The sequence below is a fragment of the Pararhodobacter oceanensis genome, assembly GCF_003076755.1.
Classification (GTDB): domain Bacteria; phylum Pseudomonadota; class Alphaproteobacteria; order Rhodobacterales; family Rhodobacteraceae; genus Pararhodobacter; species Pararhodobacter oceanensis.
Genome location: NZ_QDKM01000013.1, coordinates 23,013 through 35,697, shown reverse-complemented (window position 1 = coordinate 35,697; position 12,685 = coordinate 23,013). Strand labels below are relative to the sequence as shown.

The window sequence follows — 12,685 nt, the reverse complement described above, 5'->3', positions numbered from 1 at the left end:
TAACTGAATAATAGGGCGGAGCAAAGTGAAGATTTGATGACAAATCACCGGTTTTCACCGCGACAGTCCTATCAAAGCACCGGCATGCACTCCGCAGCCAGCATAACTCCGCCTTACCCCTGTTTCTTGTGGCAGATCCAGTGAACGCGCTAGTTGCAAGTCATTCGCAACTGTGCAATGAGTTGCGAATGCGTCGCAATAGCAATTGCACGCCTTAAACGTGCATCACTCAAACCGTAAGGGGAGCCACTTCATGATCAACCTGAGCAAACGCAGCTTCATCGCCGCCGCGCTGGCCTTGGCCACTGCGTTACCGGCGGGACTGGCCGCCGCCGAGACCCGGCTGAATGTCGTCGCCACCACTGGCATGATCGCCGATGCGGCGCGCAATGTTGGTGGTGATCTGGTCGAGGTCCGCGCGCTGATGGGGGCGGGGGTCGATCCGCATGCCTATCGCCAGACCCGCACCGATATTGTCGCCACCACCAACGCCGATCTGGTGCTGTGGAACGGTCTCTATCTTGAGGCGCAGATGGAGGGTTTCCTGCTCGATCTCGCGCAGGATCATCACGTCGTGCCGGTGGCCGAGGTATTGCCCGAAAACCTGCTGATCGGCTCCGAGGATTATGAGGGCCAGTTCGATCCCCACGTCTGGATGAACCCGAACCTCTGGTCGCGGGTGGTGCTCAATATCCGCAACGCGATGATCGACGCCGAGCCCGAGGGCGAGGCGGTGTTTCGCGCCAATGCCGAGGCCTATCTCGAAGAGCTGAACGGGCTCGCCAGCTATACCGCGAATGTGCTGTCCTCGGTGCCCGCCGAGAGCCGCATTCTGCTGACCTCGCATGACGCGTTCAACTATTTCGGTAATGCCTACGGTTTCGAGGTTGTCGGTATTCAAGGTATCTCGACCGAATCCGAAGCCGGTCTCCAGCGCATCGCGGAACTGGTTAACCTGCTGATCGAGCGGGATATTCGCGCGGTCTTTGTCGAGACCACGGTCTCGGACCGCAATATCCGCGCTCTGGCCGAAGGCGCGCGCGCAGCGGGGCATGACGTCGTGATCGGCGGCGAGCTCTATTCCGACGCGATGGGCGAGCCCGGCACCTATGAAGGCACTTACATCGGCATGATCGACTCGAATGCCACCACGATTGCAGCGGCGCTCGGCGGTCAGACCCCGGCGCAGGGCATGCAGGGTTTGCTCAATTGACGGGTTTGGAACTTATGCGAAGGCAACAACCAACTATTGCCGCAGAAAACGGCCGGACCGCTGGTGCGGCCCTCATTCCGGCCACCGCGCCGCTTGCTGTGCGCGGGTTGACCGTGTCCTACGGCGAGAAACCGGCGGTGTTCTCGGTCGATGCGAGTTTTCCCGCCGAGTCGATGTCGGCAATCATCGGCCCCAATGGCGCGGGTAAATCAACGCTGTTGAAAGCCGCGCTCGGGGTGATCCCGCGTCTGTCTGGCGAGGTCTATGTGTTTGGCGAGCCGATTGAAAAAGCCCGCGCCCGCATCGCCTATGTGCCGCAGCGCGCCAGTGTCGACTGGGATTTCCCGACCACCGTCATGGATGTGGTGCAGATGGGGCTTTACCGCAAGGTCGGGCTGCTCGGGCGTCTTTCGGGGCGCCTCGCGGGGGTTGCGCGCGACTGTCTTGACCGTGTCGGCATGGCTGATTTCGCCCATCGCCAGATCGGACAACTCTCCGGCGGCCAGCAACAGCGGGTGTTTCTGGCGCGGGCGCTGGCGCAAGATGCCGAGCTGTACCTGCTCGACGAGCCCTTTGCCGGTGTCGATGCGGCCACCGAACGGGCGATCATTGATGTGCTCAAACTGCTGAAGGACGAGGGCAAATCGGTGGTCGCAGTGCATCATGACCTGTCGACGGTGCGCAGCTATTTCGACCATGTGTTCTTAATCAATGTCCGCCGCATGGCCGAGGGGCCGGTCGACGTGGCCTTCACCACCGAGAACCTGCAGGCGACCTATGGCGGGCGTCTTGCGGCGACCCATCTGGACGAGCTTTCGGTTGTGGGTGGTTTGGCGTGACCCCTTTCATTGATGCCTTACTGTTACAGGCTGGCTATAACGCCGCGCTGGTTGCGATTGGCGCGGGGCTTTTGGGCTTTGCGGCGGGCGCCTCGGGCACCTTCATGTTCTTGCGCAAACGCGCACTGGTCTCGGATGCGGTTGCCCATGCCACGCTGCCCGGCGTCGGTCTGGCCTTTATCATCATGGTTGCCTTGGGTGGTGACGGGCGCAATCTGGCGGGGCTGCTGCTGGGATCGGCGGTCAGCGCATGGCTCGGGGTGCTGATCATCGAATGGGTGGTGCGCCGCACCCGTCTGGCCGAAGACGCCGCGATTGGCGCGGTGCTGGGCGTGTTTTTTGGCATCGGGATCGTGTTGTTAACGGTGATCCAGACGATGAGCGCCGGACGTCAGGCAGGGCTGGAGAGCTTCCTGCTCGGCTCGACGGCGGGGATGCTGTTTCAGGACGCGGTGGTGATCGCCATCGGCGGCTCGCTGGCGGTATTCGTGACCTGGCTGTTGCGCCGGCCGATGACGCTGGTGGCGTTCGATTCCGATTACGCCGCCGCGATGGGCTATGACGTGCGCCGCGTTGACCTGTTGATCATGGGGCTGGTGCTGGCGATCACCGTCACCGGTCTGAAGCTGGTCGGACTGGTGTTGATCGTCGCCATGCTGATCATCCCGCCGGTGGCGGCACGGTTCTGGACCGAACGCGCGTCGCGGGTGATCTGGATTTCGGGCGCGATTGGCGGCGCCTCGGCCTATATCGGCGCGGCGCTTTCGGCTTCGGCGGCGGGATTGCCGACCGGTCCGATCATCGTGCTGACCGCGGCGGCGATCTTTGTGATCTCGATGCTCTTTGCGCCGGTGCGCGGGGTGCTGGCTGCGGTCATCCGCCACCGCCGGTTTCAGGCGCGGGTGCATCGCCGTCAGGGACTGTTGGCGCTGGCAGCGGCGCATCCGATCCGCGAGGGCTATACCCTGCGGCTGCTGGCGCGCGAGGGGCTGGTGCGGCCCGATGGCGAGCCGACCGAGTCCGGTCGCGCTCAAGCCGCCAAGATCGCCCGTGACGAGCGCCGCTGGGATATCGCCCGCGAGGTGCATCAAGACGCCGGGCTGACCGGTCGCTATGACGGGCTGACCCCGATTGAAGAGGTCTTTACCGCTGATGAGATCGGCGAGTTCGACCGACGACTCGGACCACCCACACCTGTTGGAGCCGTATAATGGGCACGGAATTTGTTCAATTTTCCCTCACTCCGATCCTGATCGGGATCTTTTCGGCGATTGCCTGCGCGTTGCCCGGTAATTTCCTGATCCTGCGCCGGCAGGCGATGATCAGCGATGCGATCAGCCATGTGGTGCTGCCGGGCATTGTCGTGGCTTTCCTGCTGACCGGCGTGATCGCAACGATTCCGATGTTGCTCGGGGCGGCGGGGGCGGCGGTGGTCGCGGTGATCCTGATCGAGGCGATCAAACGGCTGGGCAATATCGAGCCCGGCGCTGCCATGGGGGTGGTGTTCACCTCGATGTTCGCCGCCGGTGTGCTGGTGCTGGAACAGACCGACACCAGCAATGTGCATATCGATGTGCAGCACGCCTTGATGGGCAATCTGGAATCGCTGATCTGGTTTCGCGCCGAGGGCTGGCAGTCGCTGCTCGATCCCGCCAAACTGGCGTCATTGCCCGACGAGCTTGCGCGGATGGCGATTGTCTGCGCAATGATTTTCGCCGCCATGCTGGTGTTCTGGCGCTGGCTCAAGATCGCCACTTTTGACGAAGGCTTTGCGCAAGCGCTGGGAATTCCGGCCTCGGCGATCGGCTTCGGGCTGGTGATCGCGGCGGCGATTGCGGCGGTGGCCGCCTTTGATGCGGTCGGCTCGATCGTGGTGATCGCGATGTTCATCTGCCCGCCCGCCGCGGCGCGGTTGATGACCAACCGGCTTGAACATCAGGTGATCTGGTCGATCATCTTCGCCACCGCTTCGGCCATATTCGGCTATGTCTTTGCCGGCTACGGGCCGATGTGGTTCAGCGCGCGCAACGCGGTGAGCGCGGCGGGGATGATGGCGACGGTCTCGGGGGTGTTTCTGGTGCTGACCTGCCTCTTCGGCCCGCACCGTTCGCGCGTCGGGATGAAGGCGCAAGACGACGCTGTGTAACTGTTGCGGCTCCGGTGCGTATGGCGCCGGAGCCGTTCAAGTGCTCGCGATCAGTGTCAACCGCATGTCGGGCGCATCATTGAAGCGACGCGCGAATGCTCCCCAGAATGCTGGAGGCCGCGAAAATCAGCGCCGCGACGCAGACAATCGAGGGCCCCGCCGGCGTGTCAAAGATATAGGCCGCCCGCAACCCGATCAGCGCCGAGGCGCTGCCGATGCCTGCCGCAACCAAAGCCATGCCTTCGGGCGTGCGGCTGAAGGGGCGGGCGGCGGCGGCGGGGATGATCAGCATGGCGGCGATCAACAACACGCCGACGACCTTGATCGCCACGGCAACGGTGATCGCCAGCGCCAACGTTAGGATCAATTGCTCGCGCTTGGGGTCGATCCCGCTGGCATAGGCCAGATCGTCGTTCAGCGTCGCGGTCAAAAGCGCCGACCAGCGCCAGCCAATCAGCAGCACGACCAGAGCCGCGCCACCCCAGATCACCGCCAGATCGACGCGCGACACGGCCAGAATATCGCCAAAGAGATAGGCCATCAGGTCGATGCGGATGCCCGAGAGAAAGGACACCGCGACCAGCCCGAAGGCGAGCGCGGAATGCGCCAGCACCCCCAAAAGCGTGTCCATCGCATAGCCGCGTCCGGTCAACAGGCTGACGGTCAGCGCCATTAAAAGCGCGATCACCAGAGCGCCGGCGAAAACCGAGATCGACAGCGCCAGCGACAGGGCGATACCGAGGATCGCGGCATGGGCGGTGGCATCGCCGAAATAGGCCATGCGCCGCCAGACGACAAAGCAGCCCAAAGGCGCGGTTGCCAGCGCGACACCGATTCCGGCCAGTGTTGCCCGCATCATGAAATCATCCAGAATCATTCGGCCGCTTCCGTGTGCTCGTGTTGATGGTCGTGATCGTGGTCGTGCCCGTGGTCATGGTCGTGCGAATGATCATGGTCGTGGCGATAAAGTGCCAGCGCGCCCATCGTGCCCGACCCGAACAGCGCGCGGTATTCCGGCGCCGAGGCGACCACCTCGGGCGTGCCTTCGCAGCAGACATGACCATTCAGGCAGATGACGCGGTCCGAGGCGCTCATCACCACATGCAATTCGTGGCTGATCATCAGCACAGTGCAGCCGGTGTTGCGGCGCACCTTCTCGATCTGTTGATAAAACGCGGCCGAGCCGGGCTGGTCGAGCCCCTGCGTCGCCTCGTCAAGCAACAGCAGATGCGGCTTGCCGATCAGCGCCCGCGCCAGCAAGACGCGCTGGAACTGGCCACCGGAGAGCTGCGACATCTGCGCCGCCGCCAGATCCGGCACACCGGCCTGCGCGAGCGCGTCGTCGATCACCTCAGGCGCAACCCGTGTCGGCAGGCGCAGGAACCGCGCCACGGTCATCGGCAGCGTGCGGTCGATATGCAACCGCTGCGGCACATAACCGATCCGCAGGTCGGCGCGCTGCGTCACCCGCCCCCGCGACGGTTTCACCGCACCGATGATCGACCGCAGAAGGCTGGTCTTGCCCGAGCCATTGGGGCCGACAATGGTCACGATCTCGCCGGGCTCGATGGTCAGGGTGACCTTGGATAACACGGTTTTGGCGCCGTAGCTGATGCTCAAATTCTCGATGCTGACCAGACTCATCCGCGGGCCTCCGAGGTTGCGGACCCCGAGTCGGTGGCCTCTGAGGCTGCGGTGTCCGAACAACTCGGGCAGACGCCTTCGGCCTCGACCACCGTGCGTTCGATCTTGAATCCGGTGGCGCGGGCGGCGGCGCCCAGAGCCCCCTGCGCCGGTGCCGATTGCGCTTCGGCAACAGAGTCGCACAGGCGGCAGATCATGAAGGCCGGGGCGTGGTTTTCCCCCGGATGGGCGCAGGCGATGAAGGCATTGAGCCGTTCGATCTTATGCGCGAGCCCATTGCGCACCAGAAAATCAAGCGCGCGGTAGGCGACCGGCGGCTGCGAGCCAAAGCCTTCATCGCGCAGCCGGTCGAGAATGACATAGGCCCCGAGCGCGCGGTGCTCCTGCAGTAAGATCTCCAGAACCTTGCGGCGCACCGGCGTGAAACGCAGACCATTGCTAGCGCAGCGGGCCTCGGCCGCCGACAGCCCATCGACCACGCAAGAGGCATGGTCATCGCAGGCAAAACCTACCGGTTTGGTCACCGCGTCCAATTTCATCGGAGAACCACTTGTCATGTTATCACGTATCCATTAGAGCCTTTGAAACGTTATAAGATCACATGGAGGACAAGATGTCCAGAATGCTCCTGCCGCTTTCCCTCACCGCCGCTTTGATGGGCGGCACCGCAATCGCCGAGGTGCCGCGTGTCGCCACAGATATCGCACCGGTCCATTCGCTGGTCGCACAGGTCATGGACGGCGTCGGAACCCCGAGCCTGATCGTCCAGCCCGGCGCCAGCCCGCATGAATACGCGCTGCGCCCCTCCGAAGCGGCGGCGCTGCAAGAGGCGGATCTGGTGTTTTGGGTTAGCCCCGAATTGACCCCATGGCTGGCGGGCGCAATCGAGACATTGGCAGGCAATGCCACGGTGACCGAATTACTGGAAACCGATGGAACGATCAAATATGACTTTAGGGAAGGCGCGCTGTTCGAAGCTCATGTGCATGGCGATCACGAAGAGCATGGACATGACGGACATGATCACGATGGGCATGATCACGATGAGCATGCGCATGACGGTGATCATGATGATCACCACGACCATGACGACCATGCCGGTCACGACGACCACGATGATCACAGCGATCACGAGGGCCATGACAATCACGATGATCATGAGGGGCACGATCACGACGCCCATCATCACGAATCCGATCCCCACGCCTGGCTGTCCCCCCAGAACGCCGCGACATGGCTCAACGTGATTGCGGCGCAGCTTTCGGCGGCTGACCCGGATAACGCCGGTGTCTATTTCGCCAATGCCGCTGCCGGACGGGCGGAGCTTGAGGCATTGACCGTTGAAGTCAGCGCGGTGCTGGACCCCGTGCGCGGCGGCCGTTTCATCGCTTTTCATGACGCTTACCAGTATTTCGAGAGAGCTTTCGACTTTCCGGCCTCCGGTGCGATCTCGATCAGCCACGCCTCAGACCCGAGCCCGGCGCGGATCGCCGAAATTCAGGGTCGGATCGCCGATGAGGGCATCAACTGCGTAATGTCGGAACCCCAGTTCAACCCCGGCCTCGTCGCCACCGTGCTTGACGGTGCGGAGGCAGATACCGCGGTTCTCGATCCGCTGGGCTCCGATCTGACCCCCGGTCCGTTGCTCTATCCGCAACTCATCCGTAATCTGGCGGCAACCCTGGCGGACTGCCTGTAACCAAACCGCGGAAGCAATTGACCATGTTGAAATCCGGTGATCGGTAAATCCCGACAAGTGATCAGGGGTATCGCCCTCTTATCGGCAATGTGCCTCGGCCAGAGCGCCGGGGCACATCCGCATGTGTTCGTGGATGCCAAAGCCGGTTTTTTGTTCACCGGGCAGGGGAAACTCCGGGCCCTGAGGATTTCATGGACCTATGATGCGTTCACCACGCTGTTTTTGATCGATGCGCTGGATCTCGACCGGGACGGCGACGGCCAGCTGAATGACGAGGACCGCGCGGCAATTGTCGCCGGAGAAACCGACTGGCCGCCGGATTACAACGGCGATGTCTATCTGGAGGTTGCCGGACAGCCGCGCGTCCTGACCCGCCCCGAAAACGCGGTGGCGGGAATGGAGGGGGATCAGATCACCATCGTCTTCGACCTGCCTCTGGCCGAGCCGGAAACGCTGGACGGCAACCCCGCGGTTTTGCGGCTTTATGATCCGGTCTATTACTACGCCTATCAAATCCTGCCCGATGACACGCTGCTGCAGGATCTTCCGCGCGCCTGCGAAGCCGCCGTTATCCCCTTTGAACCCGACTCCGCCTCGGCCGCGCTACAGGCCAAGCTGGCGGCCCTGTCCCGCGAAGAAACGCCGGAACAAGAGGATGTCGGCCGCCTGTTTTCCGATCAGGTCAGATTGACATGCGAATGAGACTGCTTCTGCCCCTTGGCGCCCTGCTGGCCGCGCTTGCCATGCTCTGGTTTGCCCTGCCTTGGGGCGCCATCCAGCAATGGGCGCTGGCCGAACAGCGCGGATTTCAAAACGCCATGGCCACGGCGCTGCGCGGGATTCAGGCCGGTGAGCCTTTGGCGATCTGGGCCCTTTGCGCGGCCACTGCGGCCTATGGGTTCGTGCATGCGCTCGGGCCGGGACATGGCAAGGTGCTGATCGGCGGCGCCGCGTTGGCCAGTAAGGCGAGCATGCGACGGCTTGGCATTCTGACGCTTCTGTCAAGCCTTGCGCAGGCGGGCACCGCGATCCTGCTGGTCGGAAGCCTCGCCTTTTTGCTGCGCTTGGGATCGCGGGATCTGGTCGATCTCACCGAAGCCTATCTTGCCCCGTTCAGCTATCTCGCAATTGCCGCGATCGGCGCGGTTCTGGTCTTTCGCGGTCTGCGCTCATGGCTGCGCATGGGCAGGCACCAGCATTCCGGGACCTGCGGTTGCGGTCATGCTCATGGGCCCAGCATTGATGAGGTAAGCACCCTGAACTCAAATCGCGATGCTGTGGCGTTGATTGCCAGTATCGCGATCAGACCCTGCACCGGCGCGCTCTTTGTTCTGGTCATCGCGGCACGGTTCGAGGTCTTTTGGATCGGCGCATTGGCGGTCGTCACCATGGGCTTGGGAACCGCGGCGTTCAACCTGATGGTGGCCGGATCCGGCGTCGCCGCCCGCCGTCTGGCATCGCTCGGCGCAGGTGACAGCCAGGGCGTGCAGGCGCTTTCGGCGGCGCTGCATGTGATCGGCGGCCTGACCATCGCACTCCTCAGCTTCGGCATGCTGCTGCCACATCTCTTCTAATGCGGCACGACGGGGTGGCTGGCCGCCCCTGCCATTACCTCCCCCGCCTGCCCGCTGGCTTGGCACTCCAAGGTTCAACGGGGCATCAAAACTCAGCGGTTCCGACAGCTCTTTCACCACCTGCGCCTTGCCAGATCGGGGGTAAGAGCATCCATGCCGATTGCTTGGGATAAAGCGGCCTCGCTTTGTCAGTTTTTGACGCGAGCCAGCTGCATGCTTAGCCACTGGACATGATCAGCCAGGTTTCACAATCTCGCATGAGGGGCTTTCTCTTCCCACGCTCTATCATCGCTTACGCCATCTGGGCGTATTATCATTTTGCGCTGAGGCTGCGCGAAGTCGAGGATCTGCTGGCCGAGCGCGGCGTGATTGTTCCGTATGAAAGCATCCGGGTGTGGTGCCAGCGGTTCGGTTCACAGACTGCCGCCTAAATCCGGCGCGACCGTTCAGCACCAGTCGACAAATGGCACCTCGACGAGGTCGTGATTTCGACCCGAGGCCAGAAGCACTGGCTTCGGCGCGCGGTTGACGCGAACGGCGACGTGTTGGAGATCCTGGTCCAAAGTCGCAGGGACACCCATGAGGCCAAGCGATTTCTCCAAAATCTGATGCAGCAACGGGGTGTGCCACGGGTTCTCGTGACCGACAAGCTGCGCAGCTATCGCGCCGCCGTAAGGGGGCTTTGTCCAAGCATAGATCATCGCTCACACAAAGGATTAAACAATCGCTCCGAGGCGTCGCACCGGCACACCAGACGGCGAGAAAAGATCATGGGCCGTCTGGAGCGGAGCATGCTACGCTTAAGTGATTGGGCTATTCTGCCAAGACGTGGATCGACGAGGGCGGCAAGGACAGGCGCACGGTGTCACCAGCGGTAAATGTCGGGGCTTCCGGTCCGCTCAATTCCACCAGCCAAGGGTCGGTCCCCGGAACCTCGATCAGATACTCGGTGAGATTGCCCAAAAACATCACCCGCCGCACGGTGCCGTTAATGATGCCTTCCGTAGGTGAGAGCGTGACAACCTCGGGCCGCACCAGCAGAGTGACGCTATCGCCCGGGCTAGCCGCGATCGGAGCATCAAGTGCGATACGCGCGCCCGCAAGATCAACGGTATTCGCCTCGCCCACCTTTGCAGTGATGAAGTTCGCGCGGCCAATGAACTCGGCAACAAAACGATTGGCCGGCTGGCTATAGATTTCGCGAGGCGTGCCGACTTGCTCAACCACCCCGCCCCGCATGACAACGATCCGATCTGAAATGCTCATCGCTTCGACTTGATCGTGGGTCACATACAGGCTGGTGATGCCCAGACGCTGCTGCAATTCACGGATTTCAATCCGCATCTGGTCGCGCAATTTGGCATCAAGGTTTGACAGCGGCTCGTCGAACAGCAGAACTCTCGGCTCCATCACGATGGCCCTCGCCAGAGCCACACGCTGCTGCTGCCCCCCCGAAAGCTGGGTCGGCGAGCGATTGGCCATTCCAGACAATCCGGTCATCGCCAGCACTTCGGTCACATGCTTTTCGATCTTCTTTCGGCTTTGTGATTTTAGGCGCAGGCCGAATGCAACGTTCTCAAAAATGCTGAGATGCGGGAAAATCGCATAAGACTGGAACACCATCGTCGCATCGCGTCGATTTGGCGGCACGTTGTTCATCCGCCGGTCGCCGAAGAAGATATCGCCCTCTGTCGGCTCTTCGAAACCAGCGACCATGCGCAGCAGCGTGGTCTTGCCGCAACCCGACGGGCCAAGCAAAGTGACCAACTCGCCTTCGTTGATATCAAGATTCACCTGATTGACCGCCAACACCGGTTTGGCTGGATCGTCGAGATTATCAAATGCTTTACAGAGGCCCTGGATACGAACCGGTTCTGTCATGTCACACCTTTACCGAAGCCGAATGGCGGGTCATCCGTGTGACTCCCGCCTGAATAATGACGATGGCGACAAGAACGATGCCAATCACCACAAGTGAGTAGGCAGCGGCCACCCCGAGCCGTCCCGAGCCAACCTGATTGAGGATCTGCACCGTCATCAGGTTCCAATTCGCCGATACCAGAAAAATCGCCGCGCTGATCGCGGTCATCGCCCGCACGAAGGCGTAGACGAGGCCAGTAAAGAACGCAGGCGCAATCAGCGGCAGCGTCACCTTACGAAACGTGGTCAACGTGCCCGCGCCCAGATTCCGCGCGGCCTCTTCGATCGACGGATCAATCTGGCGCAAGACCGCCACGCCGGACTGGATGCCGACCGGCACATAGCGAAACAGAAAACACAGGACCAGAATCGCCAGCGTTCCGGTCATGACGAAAGGCGGGCTGTTGAAGGCAAGGATATAACCGATGCCAACCACTGTCCCTGGCACCGCATAACTAAGGATCGAGCCGAATTCGAGCGCTCCGTGGCCGGGAAACTTCTGCCGCACGATCAGGAAGGCCACGATCATGCCCAATAGGCCGCTCAGCGGTGTCGTGATAAGCGCGATGATCAGCGTATCGGTCACCGCGTTGAAACCGACGTCAAAGACATATGCAAAATGCGCCAGCGTCGGCGTGTAATCAAAGCCCCAAACGCGGGTAAAGGCACCGATCACGATCACCCCGTAGAACAGCGTGACGATCGCCGCGAAGAGCACGACGATAGAATAGAGCGCCCATTTGACCGGCGGGCTGACAATCCGCGAGGCTGAAGCCGATGGCTTGCCGGTAACGGTGACATATTGCCGTTTGCCAAGATAATAGCGCTGGATCGCGAAAGCGGTGAGCGAGGGGATCAACAGCACCACTGCAAGCATCGCGCCCCGTGACAGGTTGAACGAGCCGGTGATTTCCAGATAGGCCTGCGGTGCCAGCATGGGGAATGCGGCTCCGGCAAGCACCAGCGGATTGCCGAAGTCCGACAAGGATTCGATAAAGACGATAAGGAAGGCGCTGGCGATACCGGGCAGTGACAGCGGAAATGTAACTTTCCAGAAGGTCTGCCACCCCGTGGCGCCGACATTCAGTGCCGCGTCTTCCAGAACCGGATTAATGGATGCGAGCACGCCGCGAAGCGCGAGATATGCGATTGGCGCAAAGGTAAAGACCTGACTGGCGACGACACCATGGAAGCCATAGATACTGAAGTCCTGTAGGCCCAATATCTGTTTCGTCACCACGCCATTCAAGCCGAACAGAAACAGGATCGAGACTGCCGAAACAAAGGGGGGTGAGATGATCGGCAGCATGGTCAGATAATGCAGCACACGCCGTCCCGGCACATCCAGCCGGGTCAGCACAAAGGCGGCGATATAGCCGATCACAACGCCCAGCAGCCCGACCAGAGTGCTAACGCTCAGGCTGTTGACGATCGCGCTACGGTAGAGGCGGCGTTCACCAAGCTGGCCGAAGGTTTCGAGTGTCCAGACCCCGCGGACTTGGAGGCTGGCGATCAGAACCTTGACCAACGGATAAACGACAAAGATCGCCACCGCAGAGAAAATCACCACGATCAGCGCAACCAATACCGGATCGCGCGCCAGCACCTTTAGCTGGCGCGCTGCTTTGTTCACCTTCACCATGGGTCGGA

12 protein-coding genes and 1 pseudogene are annotated in these 12,685 nt (G+C 61.7%); 8 read left to right on the top strand and 5 right to left on the bottom strand.

The features are described 5' to 3' along the window. Window positions 1–253 precede the first annotated feature (253 nt). Genes DDE20_RS17535 through DDE20_RS17520 form a run of 4 tightly spaced genes read left to right on the top strand, consistent with a single transcriptional unit; the run spans window position 254 to window position 4,198 of the window. Window positions 254–1,213: a metal ABC transporter solute-binding protein, Zn/Mn family gene (locus DDE20_RS17535; protein ID WP_205961700.1), complete on the top strand. Its 960-nt coding sequence runs from the start codon at window positions 254–256 to the stop codon at window positions 1,211–1,213. Between the two features lie 14 nt (window positions 1,214–1,227). Continuing rightward, window positions 1,228–2,052 carry a metal ABC transporter ATP-binding protein gene (locus DDE20_RS17530; protein ID WP_116559830.1) on the top strand — a complete coding sequence of 275 codons (825 nt, stop codon included), beginning with the start codon at window positions 1,228–1,230 and terminating at the stop codon, window positions 2,050–2,052. After that, window positions 2,049–3,263, top strand: a complete 1,215-nt coding sequence (locus DDE20_RS17525; protein WP_116559829.1) for a metal ABC transporter permease — start codon at window positions 2,049–2,051, stop codon at window positions 3,261–3,263. Before DDE20_RS17530 ends, DDE20_RS17525 begins: the two co-directional genes overlap by 4 nt. Next, window positions 3,263–4,198 (top strand): metal ABC transporter permease, encoded by a 936-nt coding sequence (locus DDE20_RS17520; protein WP_116559828.1) that lies wholly within the window; start codon window positions 3,263–3,265, stop codon window positions 4,196–4,198. The genes DDE20_RS17525 and DDE20_RS17520 overlap by 1 nt, the downstream gene beginning before the upstream one ends. A gap of 76 nt (window positions 4,199–4,274) precedes the next feature. On the opposite strand, the gene DDE20_RS17515 is transcribed toward DDE20_RS17520, so the two are convergent. From DDE20_RS17515 to DDE20_RS17505, 3 genes are read right to left on the bottom strand one after another with little or no spacing between them, the layout of a single operon-like run. Beyond that, window positions 4,275–5,072, bottom strand: coding sequence for a metal ABC transporter permease (locus tag DDE20_RS17515; RefSeq protein ID WP_116559864.1), 798 nt, complete (start codon window positions 5,070–5,072; stop codon window positions 4,275–4,277). Further along, complete coding sequence (locus tag DDE20_RS17510) at window positions 5,072–5,842, bottom strand: metal ABC transporter ATP-binding protein (protein ID WP_116559827.1); 771 nt, start codon at window positions 5,840–5,842, stop codon at window positions 5,072–5,074. Before DDE20_RS17510 ends, DDE20_RS17515 begins: the two co-directional genes overlap by 1 nt. Continuing rightward, window positions 5,839–6,399: a Fur family transcriptional regulator gene (locus tag DDE20_RS17505; protein ID WP_116559826.1), complete on the bottom strand. Its 561-nt coding sequence runs from the start codon at window positions 6,397–6,399 to the stop codon at window positions 5,839–5,841. Before DDE20_RS17505 ends, DDE20_RS17510 begins: the two co-directional genes overlap by 4 nt. A gap of 56 nt (window positions 6,400–6,455) precedes the next feature. Here DDE20_RS17505 and DDE20_RS17500 point away from each other — a divergent pair, with 56 nt between their 5' ends. From DDE20_RS17500 to DDE20_RS17485, 4 genes and pseudogenes are all read left to right on the top strand, one after another. Continuing rightward, complete coding sequence (locus tag DDE20_RS17500; protein ID WP_116559825.1) at window positions 6,456–7,541, top strand: zinc ABC transporter substrate-binding protein; 1,086 nt, start codon at window positions 6,456–6,458, stop codon at window positions 7,539–7,541. 36 nt (window positions 7,542–7,577) lie between these two features. Continuing rightward, complete coding sequence (locus DDE20_RS17495) at window positions 7,578–8,243, top strand: DUF1007 family protein (RefSeq protein WP_133240370.1); 666 nt, start codon at window positions 7,578–7,580, stop codon at window positions 8,241–8,243. Next, window positions 8,240–9,115 (top strand): nickel/cobalt transporter, encoded by an 876-nt coding sequence (locus DDE20_RS17490; RefSeq protein WP_165814562.1) that lies wholly within the window; start codon window positions 8,240–8,242, stop codon window positions 9,113–9,115. Before DDE20_RS17495 ends, DDE20_RS17490 begins: the two co-directional genes overlap by 4 nt. 230 nt (window positions 9,116–9,345) lie before the next feature. Further along, window positions 9,346–9,900: pseudogene (locus tag DDE20_RS17485) on the top strand (IS6 family transposase); the annotation flags it as partial. 28 nt (window positions 9,901–9,928) lie between these two features. Here DDE20_RS17485 and DDE20_RS17480 read toward each other — a convergent pair. Further along, the gene (locus DDE20_RS17480) at window positions 9,929–10,996 is read right to left on the bottom strand and encodes an ABC transporter ATP-binding protein (RefSeq protein WP_116559822.1); all 1,068 of its coding nucleotides are present in this window, start codon (window positions 10,994–10,996) and stop codon (window positions 9,929–9,931) included. 1 nt (window position 10,997) lies between these two features. Then, window positions 10,998–12,677, bottom strand: a complete 1,680-nt coding sequence (locus DDE20_RS17475; protein ID WP_116559821.1) for an ABC transporter permease — start codon at window positions 12,675–12,677, stop codon at window positions 10,998–11,000. Between the last annotated feature and the right edge of the window lie 8 nt (window positions 12,678–12,685).

Excerpts from the sequence above, each read along its gene's own strand:
- DDE20_RS17505 (WP_116559826.1), bottom strand. The coding sequence starts at position 6,399 with ATGACAAGTGGTTCTCCGATGAAATTGGACGCGGTGACCAAACCGGTA.
- DDE20_RS17480 (WP_116559822.1), bottom strand. The coding sequence starts at position 10,996 with ATGACAGAACCGGTTCGTATCCAGGGCCTCTGTAAAGCATTTGATAAT.
- DDE20_RS17530 (WP_116559830.1), top strand. The coding sequence starts at position 1,228 with ATGCGAAGGCAACAACCAACTATTGCCGCAGAAAACGGCCGGACCGCT.
- DDE20_RS17535 (WP_205961700.1), top strand. The coding sequence starts at position 254 with ATGATCAACCTGAGCAAACGCAGCTTCATCGCCGCCGCGCTGGCCTTG.
- DDE20_RS17475 (WP_116559821.1), bottom strand. The coding sequence starts at position 12,677 with ATGGTGAAGGTGAACAAAGCAGCGCGCCAGCTAAAGGTGCTGGCGCGC.
- DDE20_RS17490 (WP_165814562.1), top strand. The coding sequence starts at position 8,240 with ATGAGACTGCTTCTGCCCCTTGGCGCCCTGCTGGCCGCGCTTGCCATG.
- DDE20_RS17510 (WP_116559827.1), bottom strand. The coding sequence starts at position 5,842 with ATGAGTCTGGTCAGCATCGAGAATTTGAGCATCAGCTACGGCGCCAAA.
- DDE20_RS17520 (WP_116559828.1), top strand. The coding sequence starts at position 3,263 with ATGGGCACGGAATTTGTTCAATTTTCCCTCACTCCGATCCTGATCGGG.
- DDE20_RS17500 (WP_116559825.1), top strand. The coding sequence starts at position 6,456 with ATGTCCAGAATGCTCCTGCCGCTTTCCCTCACCGCCGCTTTGATGGGC.